Consider the following 15,989-nt stretch of genomic DNA (forward strand, 5'->3'; position numbering starts at 1 on the left):
TGACCGGCGGGGCTCAGGGGACGAGCGCCGCCCCGAGAGGCAGGTTCCGCACGACGGTGAAGACGAACAGAATCCCGCCCAGCAGCCACCAGTGCCTCGCCCGTGGAACGACGGGCATGCCCCCTCCCGTCCGCACCGCCGCGACGAGCCAGCGGACCCACAGCACGGCGAAGGCCGCGTAGGCGGCGACGGCGAGCGCGTTCGCCCCCAGGGCGGCGACCGGATCGCCGTGGGCCAGCGCGTGGAGGCCGCGCAGCCCGCCGCAGCCGGGGCAGTACAGACCCGTCCAGCTCAGCAGCGGGCACACGGGGTAGTGGCCGGGCCGGCCCGGGTCGACGGCGGCGACCCAGGCCACGGCGGCGCCCACACCGGCCGCCACCCCCAGGGGCGCGGCCAGGCGGCGGGCCGTGGACGTGGACGCCGCCCGCGGCGGGCCGCCGACGGCTTCGGCGCGTACGTGGTCCCTCACGTCGCCAGTTTCCGCCGGAAAGCACGAAGGCGCAGCTCAGGGCCGGCGCACGGGGTGCGTACGGGCCCGGGCCGCGCCTCGGGCGGGAGCGGGAGCGGTCAGCTCTGGCTCTGGGGCTGCGGCTGCGTACCGCGCTTGGGGACCATGCCGTAGCCCATCATGCGCATGACGCCACCGACGACACCGCCGAGGACGACCACGGCCATCCCCGCCAGGAAGCCGGCGGGCTTCGCCATCACGACGAACGCGCCGGCGACGCAGAAGCCGATGAAGGCGATGGTCACACCGGTCCAGGCGGCCGGAGTGTGTCCGTGGCTGTTAGCCGACATGAGTTGACTCCTCGTTGCTGTATCGCGCCTGCCGGCGCGGAGATCTCCGGGTCATTGTCCCCGACCTGCCGGGCCGCCGTGCGCCCGGGGTTGGCGTGTCACCGGCGGTGTCGTCGCCGGTGGCCCCTGCCGTGGCACGGCCGGCGGCGCGGGGGCGCGGCCGGGCGCGCCGGGGGCCGTCATCGGCCGGGGCCGCCGGTGGGGTCCTCGCCGCGGTCGAGGGCCTTCCACAGCTCCTCGGGGCGGTCCGGGTCGGGGGCCGTGCGGGGGCGGGGGCGGGGGGCGCCGTCGCGCTCGTACCGGCCGGACATGGCGGGCCAGTCGCGGCCGTGGCGCAGGGCGAGCAGCCCGGCGAGCAGCAGCAGCACGCCGCCGGCGACGGCGACCCACGGCCAGGCGGTGTGGGTGACGCCCTCCACGCCGGCGCGGGTGAGCCCGGAGGCCTTGGCGGCCTTCTCCTCCAGCGCGGCGGTGTCGGAGAGGGCGGTGACGGCGGAGGCGACGACGCCGGCGCCGCTCAGCGCCAGCAGCCCGGCGACGACCAGGCGGCCGGCGCGGCGGACGGCGAAGACGGCGACGAGCGCGGCGAGTCCCACGATGGCGAGGGCGCCGGGCAGGGCCGTGACGTCCTGTCCGCTGGCGTGCTGGACGGCGGAGGCCTGCGCGACGTCGGCGGCGGTGCCCTCGGACCAGGTGCGGCCGCCGGAGAGCAGGACGAGCGCGGCGCCGGCGGCGCCCAGGAGCAGGGCGGCGGCGACGCTGCGCCGGCCGCCGCGGTCCTCGCGGGGGGTGGGCTCGGCGTGGGTGCGGGGGTGGGGTACGGCTGCGCTCACGGATACCACTATCCCTTGTCGCCGGTGCTCCGCGCGGCCGGGGGTGCCGCGGGGCCCCCGGCCGGCGCAAGCGTCAGCCCCGGGAGGTGAGGCGGCCCGCCGCGTGCACCGCGCGCAGCACGGCGGCGGCCTTGTTGCGGCATTCGGCGTCCTCGGCGGCCGGGTCCGAGTCGGCGACGACGCCGGCGCCCGCCTGGACGTAGGCGGTGCCGTCGCGCAGCACGGCGGTGCGGATGGCGATGGCCGTGTCGGAGTCCCCGGCGAAGTCGAGGTAGCCGACGCAGCCCCCGTACAGGCCCCGGCGGGCGGGCTCCAGCTCCTCGATGATCTGCATGGCGCGCGGCTTGGGCGCGCCGGACAGGGTGCCGGCGGGGAAGCAGGCGGTGAGCACGTCGAAGGCGGTGCGTCCGGGGGCCAGCCGGCCGGTGACCGTGGAGACGATGTGCATCACGTGGCTGTAGCGCTCGACGGACATGAAGTCGACGACCTCGACGCTGCCGGGCTCGCAGACCCGGCCGAGGTCGTTGCGGCCGAGGTCGACGAGCATCAGGTGCTCGGCGCGCTCCTTGGGGTCGGCGAGCAGTTCCTCGGCGAGCTGGGCGTCGGCCTGCGGGGTGGCGCCGCGGGGCCGGGTGCCGGCGATGGGGTGCACCATGGCCCGCCCGTCCTCGACCTTGACCAGGGCCTCGGGACTGGAGCCGACGACGTCGAACGCCCCGCTTTCCCCGTGGGGGAAGCGGAACAGGTACATGTACGGGCTGGGGTTGGTGGCCCGCAGCACGCGGTAGACGTCCAGCGCCGAGGCGGCGCAGGGCGTCTCGAAGCGCTGCGAGGGCACGACCTGGAAGGCCTCGCCCGCGCGGATGCGCTCCTTGATGTCCTCGACGGCGGCCATGAAGTCGCTCCCGCCCCAGCGGGCGGTGTACTCCGGCAGCTCGGAGGGCGGCAGGGCGGTGGGGTCGGTGGGCACCGGCCGGCGGAGGTCGGCGGTCATGGCGTCGAGGCGGGCGACGGCGTCGGCGTAGGCCTCGTCGACGCCGGTGTCCAGGTCGTTGTGGTTGATCGCGTTGGCGATCAGCAGGACGGTGCCGTTCCAGTGGTCGAGGACGGCGAGGTCCGAGGTGAGCAGCATCGTCAGCTCGGGCAGGTCCAGGCTGTCGTCGCCGGGTCCGCCGGGGTGCTCGCCGATCTTCTCCAGGCGGCGGACGACGTCGTAGCCGAGGTAGCCGACCATGCCGCCGGTGAAGGGCGGCAGCCCGGCGCCCTCCAGCAGGTCGCGCGGGGTGTGCAGGGCCGCCACGGTGGCGCGCAGGGCGGCGAGCGGGTCGCCGTCGGTGGGGACCCCGACGGGCGGGGTGCCGAGCCAGTGGGCCTGGCCGTCGCGCACGGTCAGGCCGGCGGCGCTGCGGACGCCGACGAAGGAGTACCGGGACCACGTGCGGCCGTTCTCCGCGGACTCCAGGAGGAAGGTGCCCGGGCGCTCGGCGGCGAGCTTGCGGTAGAGGCCCACCGGCGTGTCGCCGTCGGCGAGGAAGCGCCGGGTGACCGGAATGACCCTGCGGTCCTTCGCGAGCCTGCGGAAGGTGTCGGCGTCGGGGACGACGTCCCCGTGGTTGCCCTGGGGTGCGGGCACAGATGCGGTCGTGGCAGCCATGGCCGGAGCCTACTGGCCCAGCGGCAGCACGTCGGCGTCGAAGCAGGTGCGGGTGCCCGTGTGGCAGGCGGGCCCGACCTGGTCGACCTTGACCAGGAGGGCGTCGGCGTCGCAGTCGAGGGCGACGGACTTGACGTGCTGGGCGTGGCCGGAGGTCTCGCCCTTGACCCAGTACTCCTCGCGGCTGCGGCTCCAGTAGGTGCAGCGGCCGCTGGTGAGGGTGCGGTGGAGGGCCTCGTCGTCCATCCAGCCGAGCATGAGCACTTCGCCGGTGTCGTACTGCTGGGCGATGGCGGGGACCAGTCCGTCGACGCTCCGCTTGAGCCGGGCGGCGATGGCGGGGTCGAGTCCGGAGAGGGGTCGGGCGTTGCCGGTCATACCCCCATTCTGCCTCCCCGCCCGCCGCGCGGTGCGCGCCACGGCTACGCCCGGTGGCGGCCGGGTACGCCAACACGCCGCCGTAGGGTCACCGTGGCGCCCGTCGAGCCCCCGGTCGTAGGGTGGCGGCATGTCGACCCACGCGCAGCGCGAACGCCTGCTTCTCGCCGACCTGTTGGAGACGGTGGGCCCGGACGCCCCCACACTCTGCGAGGGCTGGCGGGCCCGGGACCTGGCCGCCCACGTGGTGGTGCGGGAGAGGCGGTCGGACGCGGCCGCCGGAGTCGTCTTCAAGCCGCTGGCCGCCCGCCTGGAGCGCGTGCAGGCGGAGTTCGCGGCCAAGCCGTACGAGGAGCTGGTCCGGCTCGTCCGCACCGGTCCGCCGCGGCTGTCGCCGTTCGCCCTCAAGCAGGTCGACGAGGCGGCCAACACGGTCGAGTTCTACGTCCACACCGAGGACGTGCGCCGGGCACAGCCGGAGTGGACGCCGCGCGAGATCGACCCGGTCTTCGCGGACGCGCTGTGGAGCCGGCTGGAGCGGAGCGCGCGGCTGCTCGGCCGCAGGGCGCCGGTGGGCCTGGTGCTGCGGCGGCCGGACGGCCGGACGGCCGTGGCCCGCAAGGGCGTGCCGGTGGTGACGGTCACCGGGGAGCCGGGCGAGCTGACGCTGTTCGCCTTCGGCCGCACGGCGACCGCGCGGGTGGACCTGGACGGCGAGGACACGGCGATCGCCAAACTGAAGGCGGGCGAGCTGGGGATCTAGGGAGGCGACGCCCTCCAGGCACCCTCCGGGGCGTTTTCGCGAAGGAGCGCCGTGCGCCCGGAGGGCGGGTCCCGGGACGTCTCGGCGCACTCGGGGCGCACCGGGCCGCGCCCGGTTGTCGTGGCGGGCGGGACCGGGCGGGGCGACACTGGAGGGCGGGCCGGACGCCCACACGGAGGAAGGTGCCGATCATGGCTTTCCGGAGCAGGAACGACGTGCTCGCCGGGAGGGGCGGGGTCGCGTACCGGACCCTGCCGGCCGGCTGCTCCCTGGGACTCCTGCTGCTGCGCATGATGCTCGGCGTCATCATGATGGCGCACGGCACGCAGAAGCTGTTCGGCTGGTGGGACGGGCCCGGGCTCGACGGGACGGCGAAGTTCTTCCAGCTGTACGGCTATCCGGCGCCCCGGGCGATGGCCGTCGTCGCGGGTCTCAGCGAGACGCTGGGCGGGGCGGGGCTCTTCCTCGGCTTCCTGACGCCGCTGGCCGCGGCGGCGGTGCTGGGGACGATGATCAACGCGCTGGGCGTGACGTGGGAGGGCGGCTTCCTGCTGCCCAAGGGCGTCGAGTTCACCCTTCTGGTCGCGGTGGGCGCCGCGGCCCTGGCCCTGACGGGGCCGGGAGAGTTCGCGGTGGACCGCTTCGTGCCGGGGCTGCGCGGGCACCGGCTGGCCTACGGGGTGGCGGCGATCGCCCTGGCGTGCGTGGTGGGGGCGGTGTTCCTGCTGGTCCGCACGTAGGCGGGGCCGCGGACAGGCTCGGTTGCGGGCTTCGCCTGGTGGGCGGGGCCGGCTGCTGCCGGACCCGCCCACCAGGCGGGGTGTCGTGAGGGTGGGTCAGGGGGAAGGACCCCGCGTCAGCGGACGGGGGCGTCCACCCGCTCCACCTTCTGCGTGCCCGACAGCGTCCGGTACGAGCGGGCCCAGGACGCCGTCGCCTTCGCGTCCCGCTTGTCCGACAGCACGTAGTAGTCCATCTGCGCCCGCTCCGCGGTCACGTCCAGCACGCCGTACCCGTGCGAGTCCATGTCGATCCACTTCGCGTGGCGGTTGGCGGCCTTCAGGGCCGCCACCGCGGCGAGCGAGACGGTGTGGGGCGCCACGTGCAGGATGTCGTCCAGGTTGTCCGCGGTCACGGAGGTGACCACGAACTCCGTGGCGACCGACGGCGACAGCGGGTACGTCGCGGCCTGCTTCGGCACGTCGTTGGCCCAGGCCATGTGGATGTCGCCGGTGAGGAAGACCGTGTTGCGGATGCCGCGGTCGACGAGGTGGCCGATCAGCTCGCGGCGGTCGTCCGTGTAGCCGTCCCACTGGTCGGTGTTGACCGCGATGCCGCCCGCCGGCAGTCCCAGCAGCTTGGCGAGGGGCTCCAGGAGGTGCGCGGGCAGGGACCCGAAGGCCACCGGGGAGATCATCACCGAGGTGCCGACGAACCGCCAGGTGGTGTCGGAGCCCGCCAGGCCGTCCTTGAGCCAGTCCAGCTGGGCCCGGCCGGTGATCGTGCGCTCCGGGTCGTCCACCTTGCCGCTGCCGGGCTTGACCTGCTGGGAGCGGAAGGATCTGAGGTCCAGGAGGTGGAGGTCGGCGAGCTTGCCGAAGCGCAGCCGCCGGTAGGTGGTGCCCTCGACGGAGGGGCGCACGGGCATCCACTCGAAGTAGGCCTGCTTGGCCGCCGCCATGCGGGCGGACCAGTCGCCCTCCTCGCCCGGGGTGTGGTTCTCGGCGCCCCCGGCCCAGGCGTCGTTGGCGAACTCGTGGTCGTCCCAGATGGCTATGACGGGGTGGGCGTGGTGCAGGGCCTGCAGGTCGGCGTCCGTCTTGTAGTGGCCGTGCCGGGTGCGGTAGTCGGCCAGCGTCGTGATCTCGTGTTGGGGGGCGTGGGGCCGCACGACGTACGTGGCGGCCGGGTACTCGCCGGACTTGTACTCGTAGATGTAGTCGCCGAGGTGCAGCACCGCGTCCAGGTCGCGGCGGGCCGCGAGGTGACGGTACGTGGAGAACCAGCCCGACTCCCAGTTGGCGCACGAGACGACGCCGAAGCGGACGCCCGCGGTGGCCTCGCCGTGGGCGGGGGCTGTGCGCGTACGGCCCACGGGGGACGCCGCCTCGCCGGCGGAGAAGCGGAAGAAGTACTCCGTGGCCGGGCGGAGTCCGCGGACGTCCGCCTTGACGGTGTGGTCGGCGGCCGCCGTCGCCGTCACCTTGCCCCGGGCCGTGACGCGGGCGAAGGCGGCGTCCTCGGCCACCTCCCAGCCGACCTCGACGGCGGCCCCGAGCCCGGAGCCGGGGACGGCGTCGGGGCTCGGGGTGACGCGGGTCCACAGCAGGACGCCGTCGGGCAGCGGGTCTCCGGAGGCGACGCCGTGCAGGAAGGCGGTCCCCTGGCCGGTGGCCGGTGAACCGGCCCCGGACGGGACGGAGTCGGCGTGTGCCGTGGTCGGTGCGGCCAGCGGGAGCAGCGCGGCGGTCGCGGTCGCGGCGGCGGCCGTGACGGCAGTGCGGCGTGATATGTCGTGAGAGGTCACGGGCCGTCACTTTACTGGCCGGTAAAACCACGGGTAAGCCCCAGGGCGGACACGACACCGACTGTTCGTCCGCCCTTGGGCCCGCCGTCGGCGACGGCCGCCCGCCGGTTACCTCCCGGTCACCGCGGTCGTCACTTGCCCAGCGCCTTGTCGACCAGGGCGGTGAACTGCTCGCCCGTCCTGGGGGTGCGGCCCTGCTCGTCCGCCAGCACCTTGCCGTCGAGCTTGAAGCCCGGCGTGCCCTGGATGTCCTTGCCCTGGCCCACGACCTTGTCGAAGGCGTCGGACATCTCCAGCGCCCACTTGTCGAACGTGCCGTCCTTCACGTCCTTCTCGAACGCGGAGTTGCCCTTGAGCGCCTTGACCTGCTGGGCGATGCCGATGAGCTTCTCGTCGTCGGAGAAGGCGTCGTCCTGCTCGTTGGGGTGGTTCTTGGCGGCGAACAGCGCCTTCTTGTAGTCGAGGAACGCGTCCGGGCCGACGTTGAGGGCCGCGCCCAGCGCGCTCAGCGCGTTCTTCGAGCCCGAACCCTTGATCATGGGGTTGCGGTCGAGGAAGGTGCCGATCTTGTACTGCACCTTGTACTTGCCGTCCTTGACGTCCTTGAGGACGGTTTCCCCGGCGTTCTGCTCGAAGTCCGAGCAGACCGGGCAGCGCATGTCCTCGAAGACCTCAAGGGTGTTCTTGGCGTCCTGCTTGCCCATGACGACCGTGGTGCCCTTGTCGCCGGTGCTGTTGGCGGGCTGCTTGAACTCCGTCTTCTTGGCGGCCGCCTCCCAGTCCTCGCTGCTGACCTTGGTGTTCTTGCTGCCGTTGGTGGCGTTGGAGACGACCACGCCGATGCCGACGGCGGCCGCGAGGACGGCCAGGGCGCCTCCGCCGACCAGGAGCTGGCGGCGGAGCTTGTCCTTCTTCGCCTGCCGTTCGCGCTCGGCGCGCAGTCGTTCGCGGGCGGCGGCCTTGTTCTGCGGGTTGTTGCGGTTGCTCATGACGTCTTCTCCGCGTGAGGAAGGTGAGGGCTGGTGACCGGTGCGTGCTGGGCGGGCGCTCAGGCGCTCGCCGGGCACGGGGGCGGTCCCCGCCGTACGACGGAGTGGACGAGCAGGGGCAGCACGCGGGCCGAGAGGGTGTCCCGCACCGGCCGCACGGGCGGGCGGGCGGGGCGGGCGTGCGCGGCCAGCGCGGCGACGAGCGGCAGCAGCGGCCGGAAGGCCAGCGAGGCCACCGCGCGCAGCAGCCGGAACAGCGCGACCTCGCCGCGGCGCAGCCAGGCGGCGGCCAGCAGGCCGACCGCCACGTGGGCGGCCAGCAGCAGCCAGGGGGTGGCGGAGTGCCCGGCGACGCCGTCCGTCATGTGGCCGGAGCCGGCGGGGCCGGCCATCCGGGCCAGCGGGGTGCCGAAGTCCCCGCCCCCGCAGACCAGGTCGACGCCCATCGAGCGCAGCGGGCCCGCGACCGGGCCACCGGCCTGGCCGTAACAGGCGTGCTGGCCAGTGGTGAAGACGGTGTCGGCGGACAGTTCCAGGGGGACGAGCAGCGTGGCGATGGGCCAGTAGCCGCGCTCCCGGCCGGCCAGCGCGTAGGAGAGCGCGAAGAACGCGCCCGACAGCACGGTGACCGTGGACAGCGGCAGCGGCGCCCGGGAGAGCAGCACGTGGGAGGCCGCGGACAGGGTGACGCAGAGCGCGGTGAACAGCGCGGCGCGCACCGTCCTGAACCGAACTCCCGTCCCCTCCATGGCCCGAAGTGTGCCACGACCGGCCTTGAGTGTCGTGTCAAGTTTCGGTATCGGCGAAGGGACGGGGGTTCGTCCCGGTTCGCGGCCGGCCGGCCCGCCGGCCGGCCGCGTGGCCCGGGTTACTTCAGGATCTGGCCCACGGCCGTGTTGAACTGCTCCGCCACCATCGGGGCGCCCTTGCCGTTCGGGGTGTCGACGGTGAGCTTCTGGCCGTCCAGCTTGATGGTGGGGGTGCCGGTGACGTCCTTGGCGTCGTCGAAGGCGTCGGACATCTCCAGCGCCCACTTGTCGAACGTGCCGTCCTTGACGTTCTTCTCGAAGTCGGCGTTGTCCTTCAGGGCCGGGACCTGCTGAGCGATCTTCAGCAGGACGTCGTCCTTCGCGAAGGTGTCCTTGGTCTCGTCGGGGTGGTTCGCCTTGGCGTAGAGCGCCTTGTTATAGGCGGCGAAGGCGTCCGGGCCGACGTTCAGGGCGGCCCCGAGGGCGCTGAGCGCGTTCTTCGAGCCGTTGCCCTTGATCGCCGGGTTGCGGTCGAGGAACGTGCCGATGTGGTACGCGACCTTGTACTTGCCGTCCTTGACGTCCTTGTCGACGGTGTCCCCGACGTTCTGCTCGAAGACGGAGCAGACCGGGCAGCGCATGTCCTGGTAGATCTCCAGGGTGTGCTTGGCGTCCTGCTTGCCGACCACGACCTCCAGGCCCTTGTCGCCGCCGGTGTGGGCCGGCTTGACGAGCGTCTTGTCCTTCGCCGCCTTCCAGGAGGCGTCGGTGGCGTCGTCGCCGCCCAGCTGGGTCGCGGCCACGGCTATGCCGCCCACGACCGCGAGGACGGCGACGACCGCCCCGCCGACGAGGAGCTGGCGGCGGGTCTTCTCCTTCTTCGCCTGCCGGTCCCGTTCGGCGCGCAGCCGCTCGCGGGCCGACTGCTTGTGCTCCCAGTTGTTGCGCTTGCTCATGGTGGTGCTTCTCCGTGGTGCGTGTTCCGTGTCGTCGTCCGTCGTCGCCCGCCGGCCTCCGTCAGCCGGCGGCGGGCAGGGCGGGCGGGCCGCGCCGCACCACGGAGTGCAGGAACGGCGGCAGCGGCCGGGCCGGGCGTGTGCCGTTCGGGACGCGTACGGCCGCCCGCCCGCGCACCCGTCCGCCGGCCGTGAGCGTGGCGGCGGCCAGCAGCAGCGGCCGGAAGGCCACGGCGGCGGCCGCGCGCAGCAGCCTGCCCAGCGCCGCCTCGCCGCGCCGCAGCCAGAGGGCGGCCAGCAGGCCGGTCACGACGTGCCCGGCGAGCACCAGCCACGGCGCGGTGCCGGGCGCGGCGAGCCCGGCGAGGGGCTGCCCCACGCTGCCGCTGCACAGCCAGGTCAGGGCTCCGGCGGACGGTCGGCCGCCGGAGCCGTAACAGGTGTCCTGCCCGGCGGTGAAGAGCGCGCAGGAGGCCAGCTCCAGGGGAACCAGCAGGGCGGCGATGCGCCCGTAGCCGCGCTCGGCGCCCGCCAGGGCGTAGGCGAGGACGAAGACGGCGGCCGAGGCGGCGGCCACGGCGGGGCCGGGCAGGGGCCGCCCGGACAGCAGCACGTGGGACGCGGCGGACAGCAGGACGCACAGCGCTGAGAACAGCGCCGCGCGCAGTGCCCGCAGCCGTGCCGCCGATATGTCCATGAGGGTGGAGTCTGTCATGCCCCGTGATAAGCCGTGCCTAAGAGCCGCCCGGAGTCCGGGGACCCTAGAGGCCGGGGATCCTGCCGTTGCGGAAGAGGTCCACGAAGATCTGGTGGTCCGCGCGGGCCCGGGCGCCGTAGGTGTGGGCGAAGTCCACCAGCAGGTCCGCGAAGCCCTCCTCGTCGGCGGCGATCACGGCGTCGATGGCCCGCTCGGTGGAGAACGGCACCAGCGAGTGCCCGCTCTGGTCGTCGGCGGCCGCGTGCATCGTGGCGGTGGCCCGGCCCAGGTCGGCGACGACGGCGGCGATCTGCGCCGGGTCGTCGATGTCCGACCAGTCCAGGTCGACGGCGTAGGGCGAGACCTCGGCGACCAGCTGCCCGGCCCCGTCCAGCTCGGTCCAGCCCAGCCACGGGTCGGCGTGCGCCTGGAGGGCCCGCTGGGAGATCACCGTGCGGTGGCCCTCGTGCTGGAAGTAGCCGCGCACGGCGGGATCGGTGATGTGCCGGGAGACCGCCGGGGTCTGCCCCTGCTTCATGTAGATGACGACGTCGTTCTCGAGGGCGTCGCTGTTGCCCTCCAGGAGGATGTTGTACGAGGGCAGCCCGGCGCTGCCGATGCCGACGCCGCGGCGGCCGACGACGTCCTTGACGCGGTAGGAGTCGGGGCGGGTCAGGCTGGTGTCGGGCAGGGTCTCCAGATAGCCGTCGAAGGCCGCGAGGATCTTGTAGCGGGTGGCCGCGTCCAGCTCGACGGCGCCGCCGTCCTCCAGGAAGCGCCGCTCGAAGTCCCGGATCTCCGTCATCGTGGCGAGCAGCCCGAAGCGGGTCTGGGCGCGGGCCTCGCGCAGCGCGTCCAGCAGCGGGCCGTCGGCGGTGTCCAGGGTGAAGGGCGGCAGGTCGTCGTCCTGGGCGCCGGTGGCGAGGGCGTGGATCCGCTCGCGGTAGGCGGCCGCGTAGGTCCGCACCAGCTCCGTGATCTTCTCGTCGCTCAGCGCCTTGGTGTAGCCGATCAGGGCGACGGAGGCGGCGAAGCGCTTGAGGTCCCAGGTGAAGGGCCCGACGTAGGCCTCGTCGAAGTCGTTGACGTTGAAGACGAGGCGGCCGTTGGCGTCCATGTACGTGCCGAAGTTCTCGGCGTGCAGATCGCCGTGGATCCACACCCGGCCGGTCCGCTCGTCCAGGTACGGGCCGGCGTCGCGCTCGTGCTGGAGGTCCGCGTAGAAGAGGCAGGCGGTGCCCCGGTAGAAGGCGAAGGCGGAGGCGGCCATCTTCCGGAACTTGACGCGGAAGGCGGCGGGGTCGGCCGCGAGCAGCTCACCGAAGGCGGTGTCGAAGACGGCGAGGATCTCCTCGCCGCGCTGCGCGGACCGGTCGTGCTCGAGCGCCATCGCGGGGTCCTCCTTGGGGCACCCCCGGTGGTGGCCGGGGGAGGTCATGGGACGAACGTCTGTGCTGCCGTCCTCAACGCGTGAGGCTACCGGCGCGTGCCCGCGGCTGTCGGTGGGGGCCGGTAACCTTCAAAACAGTCCCGTCCGCCCCGCCGCCCACTCCCGCCGGAGGTCTCCCACCGTGGCCACCAAGCCGCCCTTCACGCACCTGCACGTCCACACCCAGTACTCCCTGCTGGACGGTGCCGCGCGGCTCAAGGACATGTTCAATGCCTGCAATGAGATGGGCATGACACACATCGCCATGTCCGACCACGGCAACCTCCACGGCGCCTACGACTTCTTCCACCAGGCCCAGAAGGCCGGCGTCACGCCGATCATCGGCATCGAGGCGTACGTCGCGCCCGAGTCCCGCCGCAACAAGCGGCGCATCCAGTGGGGCCAGCCGCACCAGAAGCGCGACGACGTCTCCGGCTCCGGCGGTTACACCCACAAGACCATCTGGGCGGCCGACGCGACGGGCCTGCACAACCTCTTCCGGCTGTCCTCCGACGCGTACAAGGAGGGCTGGCTGACGAAGTGGCCGCGCATGGACAAGGAGACCATCGCCCAGTGGTCGGAGGGCCTGATCGCCTCCACCGGCTGCCCCTCCGGCGAGCTCCAGACGCGCCTGCGCCTCGGCCAGTTCGACGAGGCCCTGAAGTCCGCCTCCGAGTACCAGGACATCTTCGGCAAGGACCGCTACTTCCTGGAGCTGATGGACCACGGCATCGAGATCGAGCGCCGGGTCCGCGAGGACCTGCTGGAGATCGGCAAGAAGCTCGGCATCCCGCCGCTGGTCACCAACGACTCCCACTACACCTACGCGCACGAGGCCGAGGCCCACGACGCCCTGCTGTGCATCCAGACCGGCAAGAACCTCTCCGACCCCGACCGCTTCAAGTTCGACGGCTCCGGCTACTACCTCAAGTCCACGGAGGAGATGTACGCCGTCGACTCCTCGGACGCCTGGCAGCAGGGCTGCGCGAACACCCGCCTGGTCGCGGAGCAGGTCAGCACCGAGGGCATGTTCAAGGCCAAGAACCTGATGCCCAAGTTCGACATCCCGGAGGGCTACACCGAGGTCACCTGGTTCCGCGAGGAGACCATGCGCGGCATGGCCCGCCGGTTCCCCGGCGGCATCCCCGAGGACCGGATGCGCCAGGTCGAGTACGAGATGGACACCATCATCTCGATGGGCTTCCCGGGCTACTTCCTCGTGGTCGCCGACTTCATCATGTGGGCCAAGAAGCAGGGCATCGCCGTCGGCCCGGGCCGAGGCTCCGCGGCCGGCTCGATCGTGGCGTACGCCCTCGGCATCACCGACCTCGACCCCATCCCGCACGGCCTGATCTTCGAGCGGTTCCTCAACCCCGAGCGCATCTCGATGCCCGACGTCGACATCGACTTCGACGAGCGCCGGCGCGCCGAGGTGATCCGGTACGTCACCGAGAAGTACGGCCAGGACAAGGTCGCCATGATCGGCACCTACGGCACCATCAAGGCCAAGAACGCGATCAAGGACTCGGCCCGGGTCCTCGGCTACCCCTACGCCATGGGCGACCGCATCACCAAGGCCATGCCCGCCGACGTCCTCGGCAAGGGCATCCCGCTCTCCGGCATCACCGACCCGAACCACCCGCGCTACAGCGAGGCCGGTGAGGTCCGGGGGATGTACGAGAACGAGCCGGACGTGAAGAAGGTCATCGACACCGCGCGCGGCGTCGAGGGCCTGGTCCGGCAGATGGGTGTGCACGCGGCCGGCGTGATCATGTCCAGCGAGACGATCACCGACCACGTCCCGGTCTGGGTCCGGCACTCCGACGGCGTGACCATCACGCAGTGGGACTATCCGAGCTGTGAGTCGCTCGGCCTGCTGAAGATGGACTTCCTGGGCCTGCGCAACCTCACGATCATGGACGACGCCGTCAAGATGGTGAAGGCCAACAAGGGGATCGACATCGATCTCCTGAGCCTGCCGCTCGACGACCCCACGACCTTCGAGCTGCTCCAGCGCGGCGACACCCTCGGCGTCTTCCAGTTCGACGGCGGACCCATGCGGTCCCTGCTGCGGCTGATGAAGCCCGACAACTTCGAAGACATCTCCGCCGTGTCCGCCCTGTACCGGCCGGGCCCGATGGGCATGAACTCGCACACGAACTACGCGCTGCGCAAGAACGGCCAGCAGGAGATCACCCCGATCCACCCCGAGCTGAAGGAACCGCTCGAAGAGGTCCTCGGCGTCACCTACGGTCTGATCGTCTACCAGGAGCAGGTCCAGAAGGCCGCGCAGATCGTCGCCGGCTACTCGCTCGGCGAGGCCGACATCCTCCGCCGCGTCATGGGCAAGAAGAAGCCCGACGAGCTGGCGAAGAACTTCGTCTTCTTCAAGGAGGGCGCGCAGAAGAAGGGCTTCTCCGACGAGGCCATCCAGGCCCTGTGGGACGTGCTGGTGCCCTTCGCCGGCTACGCCTTCAACAAGGCCCACTCGGCCGCGTACGGCCTGGTCTCGTACTGGACCGCCTACCTCAAGGCGAACTACCCCGCCGAGTACATGTCCGCGCTCCTCACCTCGGTGCGCGACGACAAGGACAAGTCGGCGATCTACCTCAACGAATGCCGCCGCATGGGCATCAAGGTGCTCCCGCCGAACGTCAACGAGTCCGAGGCCAACTTCGCCGCCCAGGGTGACGACGTGATCCTCTTCGGCCTCACCGCCGTGCGCAACGTCGGCCAGAACGTCGTCGACTCGATCATCCGCTGCCGCAAGTCCAAGGGGAAGTACTCCTCCTTCCCCGACTTCCTCGACAAGGTCGAGGCGGTGGTCTGCAACAAGCGCACCGTCGAATCGCTGATCAAGGCCGGCGCCTTCGACGAGATGGGCCACACCCGCAAGGGCCTCACCGCGCACTACGAACCGATGATCGACAACGTGGTGCAGGTCAAGCGCAAGGAGGCCGAGGGGCAGTTCGACCTCTTCGGCGGCATGGACGACGAGAGCGCCGACGAGGGGCCGGGCTTCGGGCTCGACGTCGAGTTCTCCGACGTCGAGTGGGAGAAGTCCTACCTGCTCGCCCAGGAGCGGGAGATGCTCGGGCTCTATGTGTCCGACCATCCGCTCTTCGGCATCGAGCACGTGCTCAACGACAAGGCCGACGCCGCGATCTCCCAGCTCACCGGTGGTGAGCACGCCGACGGCGCGATCGTGACCATCGGCGGCATCATCTCCGGCCTCCAGCGCAAGATGACCAAGCAGGGCAACGCCTGGGCCATCGCCACCGTGGAGGACCTGGCGGGCTCCATCGACTGCATGTTCTTCCCCGCCACCTACCAGCTGGTCTCCACCCAGCTCGTCGAGGACGCCGTCGTCTTCGTCAAGGGCCGGCTCGACAAGCGCGAGGACGTCCCCCGCCTGGTCGCCATGGAGCTGATGGTCCCCGACCTGTCCAACGCCGGCACCAACGCGCCGGTGGTCATCACCATCCCCACGGTGAAGGTCACCCCGCCGCTGGTGGAGAAGCTCGGACAGGTGCTCAGCCACCACAAGGGCGCCACCGAGGTCCGCATCAAGCTCCAGGGGGCGCGCAAGACGACCGTGCTGCGCCTGGACCGGCACCGGGTCACGCCCGACCCGGCGCTCTTCGGTGACCTGAAGGTGCTCCTCGGCCCGTCCTGCCTGGCGGGCTGACGCCGGACCCCGGGGGAACACGACGCCTCCCCCTGGGAATACAAGGGGTAAATCACCTAAGAACGTCCGAGAAGGCGTCGGAGAAACATCGAAGAGGGCGCGCACGCCAAGCGAGCGCGCCCTCAATCACATCGAGGCGCCGGTCAGTTGTGGCCGAAGCGCTTCTGCTTGCTCTTGCGGGCCATGTCCCCCGGGGTGACCTGGGACTGGCGCCGCTCGGCCTGAGCCTCCATCGAGGAGGTCTTGGCCTGCTCCGAGCCGCGCTCGGCCGCACTGGCCTTCTGCTGGCTCCGGTCCTGTTTCTTGTTCTTGGCCATGCTGCTGTTGCCTCCGGATCGGGGTGACGCCCCCCACCCCGCCCACCCTGACACGCCCCGCCGAACCGTGCATTTCGGGTAATTACCGTGGGTGACCGGGGTACTTATCGGTGTTCCCCCGTATCCGCCACGCCGATGATCCAGTTCGGACTGATAACCCCCGTGCGGTCGGGCAGACTCCTGGGAAAGCCAAGGAATCCGGGGCACGCCT

Annotated in this window: 15 protein-coding genes; 3 read left to right on the forward strand and 12 right to left on the reverse strand. The window is 72.0% G+C overall.

Annotated elements, in window-relative coordinates; genetic code table 11:
- Positions 1-13: 13 nt before the first annotated feature.
- From CYQ11_RS07565 to hisI, 5 genes are all read right to left on the reverse strand, one after another.
- Positions 14-469, reverse strand: a complete 456-nt coding sequence (locus CYQ11_RS07565; RefSeq protein ID WP_099197359.1) for a DUF2752 domain-containing protein — start codon at positions 467-469, stop codon at positions 14-16.
- A 98-nt stretch (positions 470-567) separates the two neighbouring features.
- The gene (locus tag CYQ11_RS07570) at positions 568-798 is read right to left on the reverse strand and encodes an HGxxPAAW family protein (protein ID WP_099197360.1); all 231 of its coding nucleotides are present in this window, start codon (positions 796-798) and stop codon (positions 568-570) included.
- A gap of 179 nt (positions 799-977) precedes the next feature.
- Positions 978-1,631 (reverse strand): TIGR02234 family membrane protein, encoded by a 654-nt coding sequence (locus CYQ11_RS07575; RefSeq protein ID WP_099197361.1) that lies wholly within the window; start codon positions 1,629-1,631, stop codon positions 978-980.
- Positions 1,632-1,704: 73 nt separating this feature from the next.
- Positions 1,705-3,285, reverse strand: a complete 1,581-nt coding sequence (locus tag CYQ11_RS07580; RefSeq protein ID WP_240003074.1) for an anthranilate synthase component I — start codon at positions 3,283-3,285, stop codon at positions 1,705-1,707.
- Between the two features lie 9 nt (positions 3,286-3,294).
- Complete coding sequence (gene hisI / locus CYQ11_RS07585; RefSeq protein ID WP_099197363.1) at positions 3,295-3,663, reverse strand: phosphoribosyl-AMP cyclohydrolase; 369 nt, start codon at positions 3,661-3,663, stop codon at positions 3,295-3,297.
- Between the two features lie 130 nt (positions 3,664-3,793).
- Between hisI and CYQ11_RS07590 the strand changes: the two genes are divergently transcribed.
- Together CYQ11_RS07590 and CYQ11_RS07595 are read left to right on the forward strand one after the other, a co-directional pair.
- Positions 3,794-4,426: a TIGR03085 family metal-binding protein gene (locus CYQ11_RS07590; RefSeq protein ID WP_099197364.1), complete on the forward strand. Its 633-nt coding sequence runs from the start codon at positions 3,794-3,796 to the stop codon at positions 4,424-4,426.
- A 191-nt stretch (positions 4,427-4,617) separates the two neighbouring features.
- Positions 4,618-5,166 carry a DoxX family protein gene (locus CYQ11_RS07595; protein WP_099197365.1) on the forward strand — a complete coding sequence of 183 codons (549 nt, stop codon included), beginning with the start codon at positions 4,618-4,620 and terminating at the stop codon, positions 5,164-5,166.
- Positions 5,167-5,282: 116 nt separating this feature from the next.
- Here CYQ11_RS07595 and CYQ11_RS07600 read toward each other — a convergent pair whose 3' ends face one another.
- The 6 genes from CYQ11_RS07600 to CYQ11_RS07625 form a co-directional block, all read right to left on the reverse strand.
- Positions 5,283-6,953, reverse strand: coding sequence for an alkaline phosphatase D family protein (locus tag CYQ11_RS07600; protein WP_099197366.1), 1,671 nt, complete (start codon positions 6,951-6,953; stop codon positions 5,283-5,285).
- 131 nt (positions 6,954-7,084) lie between these two features.
- Complete coding sequence (locus tag CYQ11_RS07605; protein ID WP_099197367.1) at positions 7,085-7,942, reverse strand: thioredoxin domain-containing protein; 858 nt, start codon at positions 7,940-7,942, stop codon at positions 7,085-7,087.
- Between the two features lie 59 nt (positions 7,943-8,001).
- Positions 8,002-8,691, reverse strand: a complete 690-nt coding sequence (locus CYQ11_RS07610; RefSeq protein WP_099197368.1) for a hypothetical protein — start codon at positions 8,689-8,691, stop codon at positions 8,002-8,004.
- Positions 8,692-8,810: 119 nt separating this feature from the next.
- The gene (locus tag CYQ11_RS07615) at positions 8,811-9,647 is read right to left on the reverse strand and encodes a thioredoxin domain-containing protein (protein ID WP_099197369.1); all 837 of its coding nucleotides are present in this window, start codon (positions 9,645-9,647) and stop codon (positions 8,811-8,813) included.
- A gap of 61 nt (positions 9,648-9,708) precedes the next feature.
- The gene (locus CYQ11_RS07620) at positions 9,709-10,362 is read right to left on the reverse strand and encodes a hypothetical protein (protein ID WP_240003075.1); all 654 of its coding nucleotides are present in this window, start codon (positions 10,360-10,362) and stop codon (positions 9,709-9,711) included.
- Positions 10,363-10,408: 46 nt separating this feature from the next.
- Positions 10,409-11,734 carry a DUF2252 domain-containing protein gene (locus CYQ11_RS07625; protein WP_099197371.1) on the reverse strand — a complete coding sequence of 442 codons (1,326 nt, stop codon included), beginning with the start codon at positions 11,732-11,734 and terminating at the stop codon, positions 10,409-10,411.
- A 181-nt stretch (positions 11,735-11,915) separates the two neighbouring features.
- Here CYQ11_RS07625 and dnaE point away from each other — a divergent pair, with 181 nt between their 5' ends.
- On the forward strand, positions 11,916-15,461 hold the full coding sequence (gene dnaE, locus CYQ11_RS07630; RefSeq protein ID WP_099197372.1) for a DNA polymerase III subunit alpha: 3,546 nt from the start codon (positions 11,916-11,918) through the stop codon (positions 15,459-15,461).
- 143 nt (positions 15,462-15,604) lie between these two features.
- Here the strand turns inward: dnaE and CYQ11_RS29450 are convergent, their stop codons facing one another.
- Positions 15,605-15,778, reverse strand: a complete 174-nt coding sequence (locus tag CYQ11_RS29450) for a hypothetical protein (protein WP_181143605.1) — start codon at positions 15,776-15,778, stop codon at positions 15,605-15,607.
- Positions 15,779-15,989 lie beyond the last annotated feature (211 nt).

Source organism: Streptomyces cinnamoneus (assembly GCF_002939475.1).
In the GTDB taxonomy this organism is placed as follows: Bacteria; Actinomycetota; Actinomycetes; order Streptomycetales; family Streptomycetaceae; genus Streptomyces; species Streptomyces cinnamoneus_A.

What these genes read in the sequence shown, in the direction of transcription:
- CYQ11_RS07595 (WP_099197365.1), top strand. Translation starts at nt 4,618, where the DNA reads ATGGCTTTCCGGAGCAGGAACGACGTGCTCGCCGGGAGGGGCGGGGTC.
- CYQ11_RS29450 (WP_181143605.1), bottom strand. Translation starts at nt 15,778, where the DNA reads ATGGCCAAGAACAAGAAACAGGACCGGAGCCAGCAGAAGGCCAGTGCG.
- CYQ11_RS07615 (WP_099197369.1), bottom strand. Translation starts at nt 9,647, where the DNA reads ATGAGCAAGCGCAACAACTGGGAGCACAAGCAGTCGGCCCGCGAGCGG.
- CYQ11_RS07580 (WP_240003074.1), bottom strand. Translation starts at nt 3,285, where the DNA reads ATGGCTGCCACGACCGCATCTGTGCCCGCACCCCAGGGCAACCACGGG.
- hisI (WP_099197363.1), bottom strand. Translation starts at nt 3,663, where the DNA reads ATGACCGGCAACGCCCGACCCCTCTCCGGACTCGACCCCGCCATCGCC.
- CYQ11_RS07610 (WP_099197368.1), bottom strand. Translation starts at nt 8,691, where the DNA reads ATGGAGGGGACGGGAGTTCGGTTCAGGACGGTGCGCGCCGCGCTGTTC.
- CYQ11_RS07570 (WP_099197360.1), bottom strand. Translation starts at nt 798, where the DNA reads ATGTCGGCTAACAGCCACGGACACACTCCGGCCGCCTGGACCGGTGTG.
- CYQ11_RS07620 (WP_240003075.1), bottom strand. Translation starts at nt 10,362, where the DNA reads ATGACAGACTCCACCCTCATGGACATATCGGCGGCACGGCTGCGGGCA.
- CYQ11_RS07625 (WP_099197371.1), bottom strand. Translation starts at nt 11,734, where the DNA reads ATGGCGCTCGAGCACGACCGGTCCGCGCAGCGCGGCGAGGAGATCCTC.
- CYQ11_RS07590 (WP_099197364.1), top strand. Translation starts at nt 3,794, where the DNA reads ATGTCGACCCACGCGCAGCGCGAACGCCTGCTTCTCGCCGACCTGTTG.
- CYQ11_RS07605 (WP_099197367.1), bottom strand. Translation starts at nt 7,942, where the DNA reads ATGAGCAACCGCAACAACCCGCAGAACAAGGCCGCCGCCCGCGAACGA.